Here is a 17141-nt window from a genome sequence, read left to right on the forward strand (position 1 = left end):
CTCTTGTTTGCACAGCGTTGTTAAGCTTGATCCTTACGGATGTTTGGTCGACGAAGGGAACGGCGATGAAGCGGCGAAATTTCTTACTGGCTGGCGGGGCCTTCGGCATGGCAAATCTGATCACAGGACAAACTGCCGTTGCCGGGTCCGGATTTTTTGTCCCACCGGAGGAAGCGCCGCATCAGCGCAGCTTCATGCAATGGCCGGTCAGCAGGAAGGTGCATCCCGATCCTGTGTTCCGCGACATGGCGCAGCAGTCGATTGCAGATATCGCCAATGCGATCGCGGCGTTTGAACCTGTCACAGTGCTCGCGGCGGCAGCGGATCACAGCGGCGCGCGCGCCAAGCTGTCTGCGGATGTTGAGCTGTGGGATATCCCGACCGAGGATCTGTGGTGCCGCGATTCAGGGCCTATCTTTGTGATTGATGGCGCAGGCGGCATGGCGATCAGCCATATCCAGTTCAACGGCTGGGGTAAAAAGCAGGTCAACCGGCGGGACAGCCAGATCGCAGAACGGATGGCTGAGCGTTTGGGGCTGCCGCTGTTGCCGACTGGTTTGCATGGCGAGGCAGGCGGCGTGGAGCAGGATGGGCACGGGCTGCTGATGGCACATGAGAGCAGCTGGGTGAACAAGAACCGGAACCCCGGCCTGTCGCGTGCACAGATAGAACAACGGCTGCTGGAGGCCTATGGGGCGGATCGCATGATCTGGGCGGAGGGCGTCCGGGGGGAGGATATCACTGATTATCATATCGATAGCCTCGCACGTTTCACCGGGCCGGGGCGTGTTCTTATGAACCTGCCCGATGCCCCCGATAGCGCCGATCCGTTCCATATGGCCGCGTTGGACACGCATGACCGGCTGATTGCGGCGGGGCTGGGGGTGGAGGTTATCCCCGAACCCCATATCCGTCGGATCAAAAGCCTCGATTTTGTCGCCTCTTACGCCAATTATTACGTCTGCAATGGCGCGGTGATCGCGGCGGAATTCGGGGATCGCGAAACCGATGAGATCGCGCGGAACGCGCTGGCACGGCACTATCCGGGACGGGAGATTGTCACGCTCAACGTCGACCCGCTGGGCGAATTGGGCGGTGGCATTCACTGTGCGACGCAGCAGATGCCAGCGGTCTGAGCCGTCGGATCCAACGCCCTCCGTTGCGGCAAGGGGCTTTTGTCCGGGGCGGTTTGGCGGTAGAGGGCAGGGATGCTGTCATATCAACATATCTACCATGCCGGAAATCTGGCCGATGTTCAGAAACACGCGCTGCTGGCGCGGATGCTGGATTATCTGACGCGGAAGGACAAGCCGCTCAGCTATATCGAGACCCACGCCGGGCGTGGCCTCTATCAGCTGGATGCGGCAGAGGCAGTGAAGACGGGAGAGGCCGCGGCTGGGATCAACCGCCTGCTGGACGGATCCATGCTGGACGCGGAGCATCCGCTGGCAGAGGCCATTACCCGTACCCGCAGCGCAGATGGCGAGAAGGCCTATCCCGGCTCCCCCCTGATCGCGGCGCATCTCCTGCGCGAGGCCGACAGTCTCAATTTTGCCGAGCTGCACCCACAGGAGAACGCCGCCCTGCGGCAGGCGCTTTGGCCGCATGGGCTGGGGCGGCGCGTTCATGTGCATCAGCAGGATGGGTTTGAGCTGGCGCAATCGCTGGCGCCGCCGACGCCGCGCCGTGGGCTGATGCTGATTGACCCAAGTTACGAAGTGAAGCGCGACTATGCGCAGATCCCCGGCCATATCGCCAAGCTGCACCGCAAGTGGAACGTGGGGGTGATTGCGCTGTGGTACCCGATCCTGACCGATGGCACGCATAAGCCGATGCTGACCGCGCTGGAGGCACAGAACCTGCCGGGTGCGCTGCGCCATGAGGTGCGGTTTCCGCCCGCCCGCGAGGGCCACCGGATGGTTGGTTCGGGCATGTTTATCGTCAACGCGCCCTATGGCACCGAAGCAGAGGCCGCGCGGCTGACCAAGCTGTTTGCACAGCTGGGTTAGATCCCCGCCCGGATAGCTGACGTCAAAAAGGCCACCCGCTTTGGGTGGCCTTTTGTTATTTTCGTTTCGCGCGTGGCTCAGGTGATGTCCTTGTAGGAAATCTCACGCGTGTCGGCACCTGCTCCCATCTTGTCGCGGCGGATGATCAGCCGGTTCAGCGCGCCGATATAGGCCGCGGCAGAGGCGACAACCGTATCGGTGTTGGCGCTTTCGCCGGTGGCGATCACGCCATTTTCTTCCAGCCGGACCGAAACCGTGGCCTGCGCGTCAGTGCCTTCGGTCACCGCATGGACCTGATAGAGTTGCAGATGCGCCGAGTTCGGGTGGATTTTGCGGATCGCCCTGAAGGCCGCATCAACCGGGCCGTCGCCTTCTGCGGTCTCAGACACATCCTTGCCCTCAACTTCCATCTCAAGGGTTGCCTCAGCCGGGCCGCCGGTGCCGCAGACCACTTTCATGGAGACCAGCTTGAGGTGATCATCCTCATCGCCGCTGGTGCGCATCAGGGCGATGATATCGTCGTCGAACACCTCTTTCTTGCGGTCGGCGAGTTCCTTGAACCGGACAAAGAGATCCTTCAGTTGGTTGTCGCCCACCTCAAAGCCGAGCTGGCTCAGCTTGTCGCGCAAGGCCGCACGGCCGGAGTGTTTGCCGAGCGGCAGCGAGGTGCCGGCAATGCCCACATCCTCGGGCCGCATGATCTCAAAAGTTTCCTTGTTCTTCAGCATGCCATCCTGATGGATGCCGCTTTCATGAGCAAAGGCGTTTTTGCCGACAATCGCCTTGTTCGGCTGTACGACAAAGCCCGACACCGTCGAGACCCGGCGGGAGATATGCATGATCTTCTGGGTGTCGATGCCAGTGGTGAAGGGCATAATATCATTGCGCACCTTCAGGGCCATGACGACCTCTTCCAGTGCGGTGTTGCCGGCGCGTTCGCCAAGCCCGTTTATGGTGCATTCGATCTGTCGCGCGCCACCGGCAACTGCGGCCAGAGAATTCGCCGTCGCCATGCCAAGGTCGTTGTGACAATGGGTGGCAAAAATCACATCATCGGCGCCGGGAACGGTTTCGATCAGGCGCTTGATCAGATCGGCGCTTTCGACCGGGGCGGTATAGCCCACGGTATCGGGGATATTGATGGTGGTCGCCCCCGCTTTGATCGCAATCTCGATCACCCGGCAGAGGTAATCCCATTCGGTGCGTGTTGCATCCATTGGCGACCACTGCACATTGTCCACCAGGTTGCGGGCATGTGTGACCGTGTCGTGGATTTTCTCGGCCATCTCATCCTTGGTGAGGTTGGGGATGGCGCGGTGCAGCGGCGAGGTGCCGATAAAGGTGTGGATACGCGGCTGAGCGGCACGTTTCACGGCTTCGGCGCAGCGGTCGATATCTTTGAAATTGGCGCGCGCCAGGCCACAGATCCTGGAGTTTTTGGAGCGTTCTGCAATCTCGCTCACCGCTTTGAAGTCGCCTTCAGAGGCGATGGGGAAGCCCGCTTCGATGATGTCCACGCCCATATCGTCGAGCAGCTCGGCAATCTCGAGCTTTTCGTCATGGGTCATGGTTGCGCCGGGGCTCTGCTCGCCATCGCGCAAAGTGGTGTCGAAGATCAAAACGCGATCTTTGTCAGCTGCAGTCGTCATGTCGGTATCTTTCTTGTCTGTCCTAAAATCCAATCCTTGGCGCGCATGCCTTCCCCTCTGAGCGGGCGCGCCGGATGGCACGCTCAGAGGCGGATTAGGATCAGTAGGGCGCGCAGATCTGCACCGCGAAACGCGGTGGCGGAGCGAAGGATATCTGCACGCATGGTCATGACGCAGAGTTATACAGAGCCGAAGGCGAATGGGAAGACAGAAATTATCGGCGCGGGGGCAAAGCTTGCGACTGTCGCCGATCCGCCGCCCTGGCCGGGTGAGGCAGATCAGTTGCTGGCGTCGTCATCGGCTGCGGCGGGAGCCGTGTCGCTGGCCTGATCTTCGGTGGCCTGATCTGCATCGGCGTCATCGTTGCCCTGCGTGGCGCCGCCGGTGGTTTTCAGGGCGCCGTTCTCCCAGGTGCCTTCGGCCTCCTGACCGCTGGCATAGCGCATCACGCCGGGACCTTGTCGTTTGGAGTTGAGGAAGCTGCCCTCATAAACGTCGCCATTGGCATAGGTCGCGACCCCCTTGCCGCTGATCTTGCCTTCGGTCCAGTCGCCTTCATAGCTGAAGCCATCTGTCATCACGATCTTGCCAGTGCCGTGACGCTGGCTGTTGGCGAAACTGCCGGTATAGACCGAGCCGTCAGGGTAGGTCACAACCGCATCACCATCACGCTGACCGTCTTTCCAGCCACCTTCGTAGCGGTAACCGTCGGGATAGGTCATGACCCCCTGACCGTGGTTCTTGGCGTTCTTGAATTCGCCGGTATAGACCAGCCCGTTGGGATAGGTGGTGGTGCCGGTCCCCTCGATCACGCCGGCGACCCAGTCGCCTTCGTAGGTGGAGCCATCGGGATAGGTGATTTTGCCCACCCCATCCGCGAGGTCATCGCGGAACTGGCCCTCGTAGACCGAACCGTCGGGATAGGTGACGCGGCCCTTGCCTTCGATCTGGCCGGCCAGCCATTCGCCGCTGTACACATAGCCATCGGTCTTGGTGAAGGTGCCTTCGCCGTGGCGCAGATCATCCTCGAAATTGCCGATATAGACATCACCATTGGCATGGATCTGCTTGCCCTCACCCTGACGGCGCCCGGCCGCCAAAGGGCCCTCGTAGATGTCGCCATTGGGCTGCGTCAGCACCCCAGTGCCATCCATCTGGTTCGCGGCCCAGTCGCCCTCGTAGATCAGCCCGTCGGGCATGATCAGTTTGCCGGTGCCCTCCAGCTGCCCGTTGCGGATATCGCCCTCGTAAGTGGCGCCGTCGGGGTAGGTGATCTTGCCGGTGCCGTCCTTCAGGCCATCGACCCAGTCGCCCTCATACTGATAGCCGCCCGGGTTGCGCATGAGGCCCTTGCCGTGGTGCTTGGCATCACGAAAGCCGCCCTCGTAGCGGGCGCCGTTGGCGTAGACCGCGATGCCCTGACCGTTGATCACCCCGTCGGACCACTCCCCCTCGTAGGTGCCGCCATCGGCAAAGGTGATTTTGCCCGCGCCCTCCGGTTTGCCCTTGGCAAACTCGCCCTCGTAGACGGAGCCGTTGGGAAAACGCGCCACGCCGCGTCCGCGCACCTCACCATCGACCCAGTCGCCGGTATATTCATAGCCGTTGGGCAGGGTGTAGGTGCCGGTGCCATGCTGCAATCCACCGCGAAAGGTGCCCTCATAGATGCCGCCGATTTCATCCTGTGTGGTCAGTACCTTGCCATCGTCCTGTGCCAGGGCCGGACGGATCCCCCCGGCAGCGCCAAGCGCCAGGGCAGAGGTCAAAAGAGCGGCGGTGGTGAAACGGGTCATGGAATATCTGCTTGCCATAAGGAGAGCCGCGGTGCGGGCCTGTTGATCTGTTTGACAGGAAACTATGCCACAGCCGCCGCCGTCGCAATGTCTTTTGCCGCTGTGGTCTTTCCCTCGGGGCGCGATCTGTTTAATGGCAGAAGGCAGGATTATCGAAGGACGCAAGCAGGATGGCTGATCGTTTTCGCGTGACACTGGCCCAGTTGAACCCCACCGTCGGGGATCTGGCGGGCAATGCAAACAAGGCCCGCGAGGCCTGGGCCGCAGGCCGTGACGCCGGGGCGGATCTGGTCGCTTTGCCGGAAATGTTCATCACCGGCTACAACACGCAGGATCTGGTGCAAAAGCCGGTTTTTCACCAGGCCGCGATTGCCGAAGTTGAGCGGTTGGCCGCCGATTGCGCCGATGGGCCAGCTCTGGCGGTCGGCAGCCCCTGGGTCGCAGATGGCAAATTGTTCAACGCCTATCTGATCCTGAAGGGTGGCAAGATCACCACGCAGGTGCTGAAACACCATTTGCCCAATGCCACTGTGTTTGACGAGGTGCGGATCTTTGATGCCGGTCCCTTGGGTGGGCCATATGCGGTTGGCAATACCCGGATCGGCAGCCCCATCTGCGAGGATGGCTGGTACGAGGATGTGGCCGAGACACTGGCGGAAACCGGTGCTGAGTTCCTGCTGATCCCCAATGGATCGCCCTATTTTCGCAACAAGATGGATGTGCGGTTCAACCACATGGTGGCCCGCGCGGTCGAAACCGATCTGCCGGTGATCTACCTCAATATGGTGGGCGGTCAGGATGATCAGGTCTTTGATGGCGGTTCCTTTGTGCTGAACCCGGGCGGTGCGTTGGCGCTGCAGATGCCGGTCTTTGACGAGGCGATACAGCATCTCGATCTGGAACGCACCGCCGAGGGGTGGCGCGCCGTCGAAGGCCCCAAGGCCTCGCTACCGGATGAATGGGAGCAGGATTATCACGTCATGACGCTGTCGCTGCGTGACTACATGCGCAAGACCGGCTTCAAGAAGGTGCTGCTGGGTCTGTCCGGTGGGGTCGATTCCGCCATTGTGGCTACCATTGCGGTTGATGCGCTGGGGGCGGAGAATGTCCGCTGCGTGATGCTGCCGTCCGAATATACCTCGCAAGAGTCGTTGGACGATGCCGAAGCCGTGGCCAAGGCGCTGGGCGTGCACTACGACTACGTCCCGATTGCCGAGGGGCGTGCTGCCATCACCAACACGTTGGCGCCGCTGTTTGCAGGTCTGGACGAGGGGCTGACGGAGGAAAACATCCAGTCCCGCCTGCGGGGGCTCCTGCTGATGGCGATGTCGAACAAATTTGGCGAGATGCTGCTGACCACCGGCAATAAATCCGAGGTCGCCGTGGGCTATGCGACGATCTATGGCGATATGGCGGGGGGCTATAACCCGATCAAGGATCTCTACAAGACCCGCGTATTTGAGACTTGCCGCTGGCGCAATGACAATCACCGGGACTGGATGATGGGGCCAGAGGGCGAGGTGATCCGCCCCAATGTGATTGACAAGCCGCCCAGTGCCGAACTGCGCGATGATCAGAAAGACAGCGACAGCCTGCCGGATTACCCGGAACTGGATGCGTTGCTGGAGATCTTGGTGGACCGGGATGGGTCGATTGCCGATTGCGTCGCGGCAGGGTTCTCGCGGGAGAATGCCAAACGTGTGGAGCACCTGATTTATATCAGCGAATACAAGCGTTTTCAGTCGGCGCCCGGTGCGCGTCTGACGCCGCGTGCGTTCTGGCTGGACCGGCGCTACCCGATCGTGAACCGCTGGCGCGATCCAAGCTGAGGCGGGGCGGCGGTTTGGCTGCCGCAAAGGCATCCAGCTGCGTCACTTGCGGTCGGCAACTAAACCTGCGGCGACGGGCGCTGTCAGTCTTGGGCTCCTGAGAACGGGCCCTTGGCCGGGTCGGCCTTCTGGCAATCCACCACGCAGTTGCGGCCTGCATCCTTGGCGGCGTAGAGCGCGCGATCCGCGGCATGCATCAGATCCTGCGGCAGCAGCCCGTCCTCGGGATAGCTGGCCACCCCGATGGAGATGGTGACCCGTGGCAACGTGCCGGAGCCGTAGCGCAGGGTGATATCCTCGATTGCAGCGCGCAGAGCCTCGCCCACCTCAATGGTCTGTTCCTTGTCAGTGTCGGGCAGGAACACTGCAAATTCCTCGCCTCCCATCCGGCAGCAGACCTCTCCGTTGCGAAACAGCTCCTTCAGCGTGTCGCCAATGGCGCGCAGCACCATGTCGCCCGCATCGTGGCCATGGGTGTCATTGAAGGTCTTGAACCGGTCGGCATCAAAGCTGAGCACCCCCAGCTGGCTGGCGCGCCGGTCGGCGAGGGCCACCGCATTGCGCAGCTCTCCAAGGAAGTAACGTCGGTTATAGACGCCTGTCAGCGGATCGCGGGTGGACTGGTCATGCAATTCATCGCGTAGCCGCACATTGGCCACTGCCAGTGAGATATGCTCACCGCAGCGCAGCGCCAGACGATGCAGCGCCACCTTGCGTTTGGCATCGGTTTCGGGCGCGAATTTCACATGCAACAGACCCACGGTATTGCCATGGGCGACCACCGGAAAACAGACGTACTCCTTATGATCGCTGGTGCTGGGCTGCTCCTCCACATGGGTGCAGGCAAAGGCGATTTTATCCGCAGAATAGAGATATTGCCGACCCCGCCGCAGGGCCCAGCAGGCATCGGGGAAGATGTGGTCATGCGCCTCGCCGCCGCCCCAGTGGCATTTGCCGTCCAGAACATCACGTGAGTTGGAATAGATATACAACTCTCCCCGGGATTGCGGAAACAACTGTGCCATGAAGGCACTGACAATGCGAAACAGCTCCTCCTGTGATTTGCAGGAGTGCAGCCATTCATCAAGCTGGGACAACAGCTTGGCTTCCTCGCGCCAGGATTGTTCCGCCGCAAGCGTCTTCAGGGCGGTCAGCTCTGCCTCTTCGGCAGCCTGCCGCGCCTGGGTCAGGTCCCGCGCGCTGCGCTCAATCTGGGTGACATCAGTGTAGCAGGAGACAAAGCCGCCGGTGGACAGCCGCCGCGTATCAATCTGCAGCCGCCGTCCCGACGGCATCCTGCGGGTCGCCGAAAACCGCTCCTTGTCAGAGCTGAAATCCTGTTCGGCCTGCTTGGCGCTGTCTTCGGTCACATGGCCCAGCCTGACGGCGGTGGCAAAAAACGCCGCGCGCGAATAGCCGGGATATATATCCCCGTTCTGCAGCTCCAGAAGGGTGAGCAGGCGCTCGTTGAAGACCTGGCAATGCCCGTCCTCGGTCCAGACCATCACGCCCTGGTCCAGCTTGTTCAATACATCCATGAGCCGGGCATGGGATGGCTCGGGCAGACTCTCCGCCTGCAACATCTCATTCGGGATCACTTTGTTCACGGGAGACCCCATTGTTTCGTACCAGTCGTATCGTTGTGCTGCGACAGGCTGACACAGGAAGTCTGAATGAAACCTAAGCCATCCCCCGGGAAAACGCCGAAACTTTGAAACGACTTTTTAGGCAAGTTCAGCACCCGCGCCACAACTGGACAAAACGGTGTCCATGTGACATGGGGCAGGGCAACAGGAGACTTGTGATGACAACCACCCGATTTGCCCCGTCGCCGACCGGCTATATCCATGTTGGCAATCTGCGCACCGCGCTGATGAATTATCTGATCGCCCGCAAGGCCGGCGGCAGCTTCATCCTGCGTATCGACGACACCGATCCGGAGCGGTCGAAGGAAGAATATGTCGACGCGATCAAACAGGATCTCGAATGGTTGGGTCTCGGTTGGGACCGGGTTGAGCGCCAGTCCGAGCGGCTGGAACGCTATGTTGCTGCAGCTGACAAACTGCGCGAGATCGGCCGTTTCTACGAGGCGTTTGAGACGCCGGTTGAGCTGGACCTCAAGCGCAAGAAACAGCTGAACATGGGCAAGCCGCCAGTCTATGACCGCGCGGCGCTGGCCCTGTCCGACGACGAAAAGGCCACCCTGCGCGCCGAACGCGGCGATGGTGTGTGGCGGTTCAAACTGGACCAGCAGCGGATCGAATGGGCTGACGGCATTCTGGGCGACATCTCCATTGACGCCGCTTCGGTCTCTGATCCGGTGCTGATCCGCGGCGACGGCCAGTTCCTCTATACGCTGGCCTCCGTGGTGGATGACACCGAGATGGGCGTGACCCATGTCGTGCGCGGCTCTGACCATGTGACCAACACTGCGACACAGATTCAGATCATTGAGGCGCTGGGCGGTACTGTCCCCTCCTTTGCCCATCACTCGCTGCTGACCGGCCCGCAGGGGGAGGCGCTGTCCAAACGCCTCGGCACGCTGGCGCTGCGTGATCTGCGTGAAGCGGGCGTTCAGCCGATGGCGCTGCTGAGCATGATGGCGCGTCTGGGCTCCTCCGACCCGGTTGAGATACGCTCGGAAATGGCGGAGCTGATCGACGGTTTTGACATCAACCGCTTTGGCGCAGCGCCAACCAAATTCGATGTGGAGGATCTCTACCCGCTGACCGCCCGCTACCTGCAGTCGCTGTCGCTGGCTGATGTCCAGACACATGTGGACGCGCTGGGGGTCCCGGCTGAGAAACAGGCCGCGTTCTGGGATGTGGCCAAGGAGAATATCTCCACGCTGAAGGATCTGGGCGGCTGGTGGGAGCTGTGCCGTGATGGTGCGGAGCCGTTGATTGCAGAAGAGGACACGGCGTTCATTGCGGAGGCGATGGCGCTCCTGCCCGAGGGGCCTTACGATGGTGAAAGCTGGGGCAAATGGACCGCCGCAGTGAAGGAAAAGACCGGCCGTAAGGGCAAAGGCCTGTTCATGCCGCTGCGCAAAGCCGTAACCGGAATGGAACGCGGGCCCGATATGTCGGCCCTGCTGGCGCTGATGGAGACGGTGCGCGCCCGCGGCTGATCTCTGCCAGTACACGTCTGAAAAGGCGGCTCCGGGTGGGCCGCCTTTTGTATTGAGGCGCGCTCCCGCCCGCCTCATCGGCATCAAAGATGCCGCCGTTGCGGTTGGGCCGGGCGCCGCGCCGGAGCGCGGCGCTGCAGACCGCCCGGTCGGCGGTCTGCCATGCCCAACAGTGTGCGGATCAGGTTTCCTGGTCCAGCGCGCGGACGGGAGCGCCCGCTCTTACATGTGTCAGGTCTCAGCGATCAGAGTGCTGCTCCCGCATCTCTGTGGCCGCTTTCGCCATGGCCGGGTTGGGATGATGCCCCAGTGCCGCGAGGGCCTTGTCCATCCAGTCGATCACTGCAGGATCATCCCCTCCGGCGCGGGCGATGGGCGGGAAGGCGCAGGACAGAAGATGCCGGGCGGATATGGCGGGCATGAACATTCGGTCAAAGGACACATCGCGCGTGCCTTGCTGATCCTCATCCGGGGTATTCTCCCACAACAAGCGTTCCAGCCGCCCCATGACCTCCAGCGCGGTGCCGGGATCATTGACCCCGGGAGACAACGCCCGCTGTGCGGTTTCCGCAAGCAGGGTCAGTCCAAACGAGGGATCTTGATCAAAACTGCGCACATCGCCGATTTCGATGCAGCGGCTGGCGGCCTCGCACAGGTCCTCATCCCCGGATTTCGCATAGGCCACGGGCCGCCCGCGCAACACAAATTCACCCGGGGTGCGATGGATCGCGATCTGGGTGTCGGCCTCTTCCGCCAATGTCTGCAACTGCGCCACGTCCACAAACCGCACGAACCCCGAAGCCTGCGCCGGGATCGCCGTGCCGTCTGCCTTGAACCGGGTGTCATCCTCGGCGCGTTGCGCGCCCAGACAGGGCGCATCGGCGCGCTGGCGCAGGCTGGTGCGGCTGCGGTCCTCGATCAGGCGCAGGGTGTGATCCATGCTGCCAAGGCCCGACAGGTGATCAATCCAGCGCAAAATCGCCCCGACAATCAGCGCGACAACCCCAACGGTGAGCGCAAAGATCACAATGGCCGCATCCTCGCTGTAGAACCCGGCCCGGAACAGGATTACCGCACTCAGGCTGAAGACAAATCCACCGACGAAGGTGGCCAGAACGCTCTGGGTGATCGTATCCTCAAGCAGCAGGCGGTAAACCCGCGGGGTCGCGGTGGCGGCGGCGGTGCGATAGGCGGAGACCATGACGTTCAGCGAAAATGTGGTCACGGCCAGCATGCCGGAGGCGAGGATATTGAGCACCGGCAGCGCCGCTTCGCGTCCGAACCGTTCGCCCAGATCCTCGGGGATAAACGGGGTGAGCCAGGGCGCGATGGCCAGCGCCAAAAGAGAGCAGGCTGAAATCAGCACCACCCGGAACCACAATTGCCGGGTGATCCGCTGAATGTAGAGAAGCGTGCGCGAGATCACTGATCGAGTCCAATCAGGGTTGCCCCGACCGCGCCCAGATGCTGGTCCACCAGATCACGTTCCTCCGTGGTCAGCGCCTGTGCCCGGGGATAGCGGGGGACGGCGCGGTCGTTCAGGATTGGCGCGTCCCAGCCATCGGTCGTGCGCATGAAATCGGCAACGCCTTCTGTGCCAAAGACATCGAGATACCCCTGGATCACCACATCAAGATAGCTCAGCAGGATCGGATGGCGCATGCTGGCCGCACGCTGGCTGCTGGCGGGGATTGCGTAGACGGCGATCTCGGTCTCCGGCGCCAGATCGTGCTGCACCGCGTCCCGCGCCGCCAGACGATCATAGCCGAACTCGCGGTCGTCCAAGGCTGTCCAATCCGCGCCAGGGACTTCGGCGACCAGCCCGTCGATGCGACTGTCGGCGCAGGGCACCGCAGAGAGGTAGGCCACCGGGCGCAGATCGGTCTGCACCCAGGCCCGCCGCCAGCCGCTGAGCCGTGCCGGGCGGGCCTGTCCATAGGCATGGGTGCGCGTGTTCACCAGGCTGCCGTAGCCAAAGAAATAGGGGGCTGGGGGAACGGGGGCAGTCATTCGGATCTCCTGTCAGCAATGTCTCAATCGGCAATATCTGCGCGGTGTGCCGGATCGGGGCAAGGCAGCTGGGCTCTGCCGTGACGGCGGCGGCGGTGATGGCGACCCTGCGGTGCAGAGATCAGCACAGAGCTATTGCAGCTTTGATGCATGTCAAAGTGGCCTTTGCGCAGCCATGTCATGATCCGGCGATCAAGGCACCTCGGAGGGGCGATCATGCGGATCACGAAACGGACGAATATTGCAGTGCGGCTGTTGATGTACTGTGCGGCCCATGCGGACCGCCTGGTCACCAAATCGGAAATTGCGGCGCGCTGCAATATCTCCGAGAACCATTTGGCGCAGGTAATCAACCAATTGGCGCAATTGGGATATCTTCATACCCAACGTGGTCGCAATGGCGGCATGTCGCTGGGCAAGCCTGCGGCGGAAATCGGCATTGGCGACGTGTTCCGCGATGTCGAGGGCACGGTGCCGATGGTTGAGTGTTTTGCCGATGCCGACAATACCTGCCCACTGGTGTCGGCCTGCCGGTTGCGCCTCGCCCTGTCGGAGGCCGCGCAGGCCTTCTATCAATCGCTGGACGGCATCACGCTGGAGGCGCTGATCTGTGACAATGACGCGCTGTTTGCCCTGTTTCAGCCGCCCGGCGCCGCCAGCTGTGCGCGCTATGTGAATTAGGTCGGTGCAGACACCAGCCTGCCGCAGCTGGTGTCTGATGTGGGTCCCTCCTTGCGCCACAACGGCGCGCGCAGGTTCAGTCGCGCGCCCGCAGGATTCGTGCGGGGCGCACCTGAAGTGGCCGCCAGGCAAAGGCAAGACCGGCCAGAAGCGTGGTCAGGATACCACCGCTGATGATCGCCAGCGCGTTGCCCCAGATCACCTGATAGTCGCTCTCAAACACATAGGTGTTGATCGCCCAGGCACCACTCATCCCCGCAATCAGCGCAACCAGTCCGGCGCCTGCGCCCAGAAACACCGATCTGAGGGCGAAGCTGATCAGAATGCGGCGTCGCGACGCGCCGAGTGTTTTCAGCACGGCGGCCTCATAGCGGCGGGCCGGTTCCCCGGCAGCGGCGGTGCCGATCAGCACCATGAAACCGGTGAGCAGGGTGGCCGCCGCACCATAAGCGGTGGCGGAGGCCAGTTGCCGCAGGATCTCAGACACGCGGTCCAGCGCATCCCGCACCCGCACGGCAGTGATATTCGGCATCGCGCGGGCGAGATCACGCAGGATCTGCGCCTCGGCCTCCTGTTCGGCATAGACGGTTGCGATATAGCTGTGTGGCGCCCCTGCCAGGGCGTTTTCGTTCAGCACCATCACAAACCCCATGCCAGCGGTGGAGAAATCCACCTCACGCAGGCTGGTGATTGTCGCAGTGATGTCGCGGCCCAGCACGTTGATTGTCAGCGTATCCCCCAGATCCAAACCCAGTTCCTCGGCCTCTTCGCGGGCGAAGCTGACCTGCGGTGGACCGCTGTAATCCTCCGCCCACCATGTGCCGGCCACGATCTGCGTGGTTTCGGGCTGTTTTGCGGCATAAGTGATGCCGCGATCTCCGCGCACCACCCAGTGATCTCCGGCTACCTCGGTCGCAGGCTGACCGTTGATGGTGGTGAGCACCCCGCGCAGCATCGGGGCGCTTTGGACGCGGTCGACCGCCGGGTCCTGTTCCACGCGGGCGAGGAAGTCCGGCATTTGATCGCGCTGGATATCAACAAAGAAGTAGGAGGGGGCCACATCGGGCAGGTTGCCCTCAATCGCGCGGCGCATATTGCCATCGACCTGACCGATGGCCGCCAGCACCGTCAGGCCCAGCCCCAGCGCCAGCACTGTCGGGACGGCGCCATCGCGCGAGGTCCCGATGGCGGAGAGTGCCCATCGCAGCGCCGGGTTGCCACGGGCCAAGGGGGCTGATCGGCGCGCGATCCAGCCCAGCACCAGCGCGGCCAGCAGCAGCACCGCCAGCGCGCCAATCAGACCGCCCGCAGTCCAGAGCGTCAGCTCAACCGCGCCGCTGAACAGGGCCGCCGCGCCGATCAGTACAGCGACGGCAACGACGGTGGCCAGAATATAGCGCGGCGCAGGCCAGCGGCTGCGGCTGTCCAGCGTGTCGCGAAACAGCGCCGCTGCCCGGATCCGCTCCGCCCGGGCCAGCGGCCAGAGGGCAAAGACAAAGGCGGTCAGCAACCCGTAAAGGGCCGCCTCGCTCAGTGCAGGAACTGAGATGCCAAAAACCGCCGGAAACGGCAGCTGCGCCGCGATCAGCGGTCCCAGCAGCACCGGGGCCAAGCCGCCGATCACCAGGCCAATCGCGATGCCCAGCAGTGCCAGCGCGCCGATTTGCAGAAAATACGTCAGGAAGATCGTCCGGCGGTCGGCACCAAGGGTGCGCAGGGTCGCGATGGTTGCCGTTTTGCCCGCCAGATAGGCGCGCACCGCTGCGGAAACGCCAATACCGCCCACCGCCAGTCCGGAGAGGCCAACCAGTACCAGAAACCCGGCCAGCCGTTCGACAAATGTGGCAATGCCCGGCGCTCCGTTGCGGGCATCGGTCCAGCGCATGCCGCTGTTGTCATACTCTGCCTCGGCGCGGGTTTTCAGCTGTTCCAGATCGGTATCCGGGGGCAGGGTCAGCCGGTATTTGCTGGAAAACAGCGTACCGGGTTGCAAGAGGCCGGATTGCGCCAAGTCCTCTGTGCGTACAAGGGTCCGCGGCCCAAGGGTGAACCCTGCGCTGGCGGCATCGGGTTCATTCTCCAGCAGCGCCGTCAGCACAAACTGCTGGCTGCCAAGGGTGAACTCATCGCCAACGGACAGGCCAAGCCGATCTGCCAGAACCCGCTGCATCACGCCGCCGGGGAAATCCCCTGTTCCCGCCAGTGCGGCTTCCAGTGGCAAGTCGGGGGAGAGGATCACCGTGCCCACCAGCGGATAGGCATCATCCACGGCCTTTACCTGCGTCAGCGCGCGCTCGTCGCCCACCGTCGCCATGGACCGGAAATCAATGATCTCAGAACGGGCGAGGGCGCGAGCCTCCATCCAGGCCTGCTCTTCGGCTGTGGCGCGCCGATAGGTAAAGCCCAGCTCGGCGTCGCCGCCCAGCAGCACTGCGCCTTCCTCGCTCAGCCCGGTCTGGATCGCTGAGCGCAGGGAGCCGATTCCGGCAATCACAGCAACCCCCAGCGCCAGACAGATCAGGAAAACACGAAACCCGGAGAGACCACCGCGCAGCTCGCGCTTGGCAAACCGTGTGGCCAGCGACAGGGCAGAGGGGCTCATTCAGCGGCCTCACGCGCGGCGTCGTGATCCAGTCGGCCATCGCGCAGCCGGATCACCCGGTCACAGCGCGCCGCCAGTTCCGGCGCATGGGTGACCATGATCAGCGTCGCCCCATAGCGGTCGCGCAGATCAAACAGCAGGTCCATGATTGCATCGCCGTTGGTTGCGTCCAGATTGCCGGTCGGCTCATCCGCCAGCAGGATCCGCGGGCGAGTGACCAGGGCGCGGGCCAGCGCCACGCGCTGCTGTTCGCCGCCGGACATCTGCGCCGGGAAATGGCCCGCACGATGGCCCAGTCCGACGGCCTCCAACTCAGCCTGTGCCCTCTCAAAGGCATCTTTGTGGCCGGCAAGCTCCAGCGGTGTGGCCACATTTTCCAGCGCGGTCATGGTCGGAATCAGGTGAAAGCTTTGGAAGACGACGCCCATATTGTCACGGCGAAAGCGCGCCAGCGCATCCTCATCCATCGCGGTCAGATCCTGCCCCAGCGCCGAGACGGTGCCGCCGGTGGCCTGCTCAAGACCGCCCATCACCATCAGGAGGGAGGATTTGCCGGAGCCAGAGGGGCCGATCAGGCCGAGGGTTTCGCCGCTCTCCACCGCCAAGGAGATATCGTGTAGAATTTCGACAGGTCCGGTATTGCCAACCAGTGACAAAGACGCATGTTGGAGGTTCAGAATAGGATCGGATGAGGGGATCGTGCTGGACTGCATGTGATATCGCGCCTGTTTTGGGACCACTCTCGATATGGAGCCTTTGTAGCAATGCGCAAGATGATAGCAGGACTGATTTTTATGTTAACTGCGGCGATTGCGCAGGCAGAGCCGGTGCGTATTGCTGCGCTTGGTGACAGTCTGGTGCAGGGCTATGGCCTGCCGCAGGGACAGGGCTGGGTGCCGCAGCTGCAACGCTGGCTGGGCGAAAAGGGGGCTGAGGTGCGGCTGATCAATGCCGGTGTCTCCGGTGACACGACCGCAGGCGGCGCCGCCCGGATCGACTGGACGCTGGCCGACGGACCGGATGCGCTGATCGTGGCTCTTGGTGGCAATGACCTGCTGCGCGGCCTTGCGCCGTCCGAAAGCCGCGCCAATCTCACCCGCATTCTGGAGGTCGCACAGGCCAATGCGGTTCCGGTGTTGCTGGTCGGCATTCAGGCGCCGGGCAACTACGGCGCGGATTTCAAAGCGGACTTCGATGCGATTTTCCCCGATCTCGCGCGGGACTATAGCACGCTGCTTCACGCGGACAGCCTCGCCGGTATCCGGGCTGCAACCGGTGATGATATTCAGGCTGCGGGGCAATATCTGCAGGAGGACGGGATCCACCCCAATGCTGAAGGCGTGGCGTTGAATGTGGCCGCCATCGGTCCGAAGGTGCTGGAACTGATAGAGCTGGCTAAGCAATAGGCTTGTCGCCAAGCGGGGCCGACCCGGCGGTT

Annotated in this window: 13 protein-coding genes; 6 read left to right on the forward strand and 7 right to left on the reverse strand. The window is 62.6% G+C overall.

Annotated elements, in window-relative coordinates; translation table 11 throughout:
• Nucleotides 1-65: 65 nt before the first annotated feature.
• Both INHI_RS0101080 and INHI_RS0101085 read left to right on the forward strand, forming a co-directional pair.
• Entirely contained in the window at nucleotides 66-1136 is a 1071-nt protein-coding gene (locus INHI_RS0101080; RefSeq protein ID WP_027246421.1) for an agmatine deiminase family protein, read from the forward strand.
• A gap of 72 nt (nucleotides 1137-1208) precedes the next feature.
• Complete coding sequence (locus INHI_RS0101085) at nucleotides 1209-2009, forward strand: 23S rRNA (adenine(2030)-N(6))-methyltransferase RlmJ (protein ID WP_027246422.1); 801 nt, start codon at nucleotides 1209-1211, stop codon at nucleotides 2007-2009.
• A 77-nt stretch (nucleotides 2010-2086) separates the two neighbouring features.
• Here the strand turns inward: INHI_RS0101085 and INHI_RS0101090 are convergent, their stop codons facing one another.
• Both INHI_RS0101090 and INHI_RS0101095 read right to left on the reverse strand, forming a co-directional pair.
• Nucleotides 2087-3658, reverse strand: coding sequence for a 2-isopropylmalate synthase (locus INHI_RS0101090; RefSeq protein WP_027246423.1), 1572 nt, complete (start codon nucleotides 3656-3658; stop codon nucleotides 2087-2089).
• A gap of 278 nt (nucleotides 3659-3936) precedes the next feature.
• Nucleotides 3937-5451 (reverse strand): MORN repeat-containing protein, encoded by a 1515-nt coding sequence (locus INHI_RS0101095; RefSeq protein WP_254656806.1) that lies wholly within the window; start codon nucleotides 5449-5451, stop codon nucleotides 3937-3939.
• 170 nt (nucleotides 5452-5621) lie between these two features.
• On the opposite strand from INHI_RS0101095, the gene INHI_RS0101100 reads away from it, so the two are divergent.
• Nucleotides 5622-7280, forward strand: coding sequence for an NAD+ synthase (locus tag INHI_RS0101100; RefSeq protein WP_014880860.1), 1659 nt, complete (start codon nucleotides 5622-5624; stop codon nucleotides 7278-7280).
• Between the two features lie 83 nt (nucleotides 7281-7363).
• On the opposite strand, the gene INHI_RS0101105 is transcribed toward INHI_RS0101100, so the two are convergent.
• Nucleotides 7364-8887 carry a sensor domain-containing diguanylate cyclase gene (locus INHI_RS0101105; protein ID WP_254656807.1) on the reverse strand — a complete coding sequence of 508 codons (1524 nt, stop codon included), beginning with the start codon at nucleotides 8885-8887 and terminating at the stop codon, nucleotides 7364-7366.
• A 197-nt stretch (nucleotides 8888-9084) separates the two neighbouring features.
• Between INHI_RS0101105 and gltX the strand changes: the two genes are divergently transcribed.
• Nucleotides 9085-10410 (forward strand): glutamate--tRNA ligase, encoded by a 1326-nt coding sequence (gltX, locus tag INHI_RS0101110; RefSeq protein ID WP_027246426.1) that lies wholly within the window; start codon nucleotides 9085-9087, stop codon nucleotides 10408-10410.
• Between the two features lie 238 nt (nucleotides 10411-10648).
• Here gltX and INHI_RS0101115 read toward each other — a convergent pair whose 3' ends face one another.
• Nucleotides 10649-11836 carry a DUF2254 domain-containing protein gene (locus tag INHI_RS0101115; RefSeq protein ID WP_027246427.1) on the reverse strand — a complete coding sequence of 396 codons (1188 nt, stop codon included), beginning with the start codon at nucleotides 11834-11836 and terminating at the stop codon, nucleotides 10649-10651.
• Nucleotides 11833-12420 carry a gamma-glutamylcyclotransferase family protein gene (locus tag INHI_RS0101120; protein ID WP_027246428.1) on the reverse strand — a complete coding sequence of 196 codons (588 nt, stop codon included), beginning with the start codon at nucleotides 12418-12420 and terminating at the stop codon, nucleotides 11833-11835. The genes INHI_RS0101115 and INHI_RS0101120 overlap by 4 nt, the downstream gene beginning before the upstream one ends.
• A 216-nt stretch (nucleotides 12421-12636) precedes the next feature.
• Here INHI_RS0101120 and INHI_RS0101130 point away from each other — a divergent pair, with 216 nt between their 5' ends.
• Nucleotides 12637-13101 carry an RrF2 family transcriptional regulator gene (locus INHI_RS0101130; RefSeq protein WP_014880855.1) on the forward strand — a complete coding sequence of 155 codons (465 nt, stop codon included), beginning with the start codon at nucleotides 12637-12639 and terminating at the stop codon, nucleotides 13099-13101.
• 76 nt (nucleotides 13102-13177) lie between these two features.
• Here the strand turns inward: INHI_RS0101130 and INHI_RS0101135 are convergent, their stop codons facing one another.
• The gene (locus INHI_RS0101135) at nucleotides 13178-15703 is read right to left on the reverse strand and encodes an ABC transporter permease (RefSeq protein WP_027246429.1); all 2526 of its coding nucleotides are present in this window, start codon (nucleotides 15701-15703) and stop codon (nucleotides 13178-13180) included.
• On the reverse strand, nucleotides 15700-16416 hold the full coding sequence (locus tag INHI_RS0101140) for an ABC transporter ATP-binding protein (RefSeq protein ID WP_014880853.1): 717 nt from the start codon (nucleotides 16414-16416) through the stop codon (nucleotides 15700-15702). The genes INHI_RS0101135 and INHI_RS0101140 overlap by 4 nt, the downstream gene beginning before the upstream one ends.
• 51 nt (nucleotides 16417-16467) lie before the next feature.
• Here INHI_RS0101140 and INHI_RS0101145 point away from each other — a divergent pair, with 51 nt between their 5' ends.
• Nucleotides 16468-17109 (forward strand): arylesterase, encoded by a 642-nt coding sequence (locus tag INHI_RS0101145; RefSeq protein ID WP_027246430.1) that lies wholly within the window; start codon nucleotides 16468-16470, stop codon nucleotides 17107-17109.
• The last annotated feature ends 32 nt before the right edge of the window (nucleotides 17110-17141 follow it).

The sequence above is a fragment of the Phaeobacter inhibens DSM 16374 genome (genome assembly GCF_000473105.1).
In the GTDB taxonomy this organism is placed as follows: domain Bacteria; phylum Pseudomonadota; class Alphaproteobacteria; order Rhodobacterales; family Rhodobacteraceae; genus Phaeobacter; species Phaeobacter inhibens.

Bases quoted from the DNA above. Each gene is read 5' to 3' on its own strand.
- INHI_RS0101080 (WP_027246421.1), top strand. From the start codon at position 66: ATGAAGCGGCGAAATTTCTTACTGGCTGGCGGGGCCTTCGGCATGGCA.
- INHI_RS0101085 (WP_027246422.1), top strand. From the start codon at position 1,209: ATGCTGTCATATCAACATATCTACCATGCCGGAAATCTGGCCGATGTT.
- INHI_RS0101090 (WP_027246423.1), bottom strand. From the start codon at position 3,658: ATGACGACTGCAGCTGACAAAGATCGCGTTTTGATCTTCGACACCACT.
- INHI_RS0101095 (WP_254656806.1), bottom strand. From the start codon at position 5,451: ATGACCCGTTTCACCACCGCCGCTCTTTTGACCTCTGCCCTGGCGCTT.
- INHI_RS0101100 (WP_014880860.1), top strand. From the start codon at position 5,622: ATGGCTGATCGTTTTCGCGTGACACTGGCCCAGTTGAACCCCACCGTC.
- gltX (WP_027246426.1), top strand. From the start codon at position 9,085: ATGACAACCACCCGATTTGCCCCGTCGCCGACCGGCTATATCCATGTT.
- INHI_RS0101120 (WP_027246428.1), bottom strand. From the start codon at position 12,420: ATGACTGCCCCCGTTCCCCCAGCCCCCTATTTCTTTGGCTACGGCAGC.
- INHI_RS0101130 (WP_014880855.1), top strand. From the start codon at position 12,637: ATGCGGATCACGAAACGGACGAATATTGCAGTGCGGCTGTTGATGTAC.
- INHI_RS0101135 (WP_027246429.1), bottom strand. From the start codon at position 15,703: ATGAGCCCCTCTGCCCTGTCGCTGGCCACACGGTTTGCCAAGCGCGAG.
- INHI_RS0101140 (WP_014880853.1), bottom strand. From the start codon at position 16,416: ATGCAGTCCAGCACGATCCCCTCATCCGATCCTATTCTGAACCTCCAA.
- INHI_RS0101145 (WP_027246430.1), top strand. From the start codon at position 16,468: ATGCGCAAGATGATAGCAGGACTGATTTTTATGTTAACTGCGGCGATT.